Origin of the sequence: Streptomyces sp. ActVer, assembly GCF_027270795.1 — a bacterium.
Lineage (GTDB): Bacteria > Actinomycetota > Actinomycetes > Streptomycetales > Streptomycetaceae > Streptomyces > Streptomyces umbrinus_A.
The window spans coordinates 1-663 of record NZ_JAPWHT010001004.1 but is presented as its reverse complement, the minus strand read 5'-3'; the positions used below and the strand labels follow the sequence as shown (position 1 = coordinate 663).

At 72.9% G+C, this 663-nt stretch carries 1 pseudogene; it reads left to right on the top strand.

Going from position 1 to position 663, the window contains the following annotated elements:
- A pseudogene (locus O3Q52_RS53845) lies at window positions 1-473 on the top strand (hypothetical protein); the annotation flags it as partial.
- Window positions 474-663: the final 190 nt, after the last annotated feature.

Sequence of the window (663 nt, the reverse complement as noted above, 5' to 3'; positions counted from 1 at the left end):
GGCGGCGGCGCAAGCGGGTGCTGCTCGTGGGGGCGGGGCTGTTGCTCGCGGCGGGCGGGCTCAGTCTGGCCGAGCTGGGTATAGAGGCCCCCTCCTCCGAGCCGAAGGCGGCAGCGGCGGACGAGGCGTCGTCCGGTTCCTCGGCCTCCGCGGACGGTTCGTCGTCGTCCGATGGCGAGGGCGGCTCCTCCGGCGGGTCCGGTTCGGAGTCCCCTGACGCTTCGGCGTCCCCCTCGGCCTCGGAGTCGAAGAAGTCCAAGAAGGACAAGGACGACGAGGACAAGAAGGAATCGGCCGACCCGTCCCGCTCGACCGACCCCAGGACCTCGGCCCCCGCCCCGGATCAGACCACCCCGGGCGACTCCACCCCCGCGGACCCCGGCACCCCGGACCCGGCCCCCACGGCGGAGGACCCGACCCCGGACCCGACTCCAACAGAAACGTGCACCCGTTTCCTGTGGTGGTGCTCGTAGCCTGCGGCTCCCTGAAGGCGGGCCCGAGGTTGATTCGCCGGGTGCGGGCCGGTGAGGGCTTGTCGCGCAGTTCCCCGCGCCCCTAAAGAGCACGGCTCGACCTGAGGCGCCCGTTCAGGGGCGCGGGGAACTCCGCGAGCAACCGAAGCCGACGGTCACGCGACGTACGGCCCGGTTTTTCAGGGGCGCG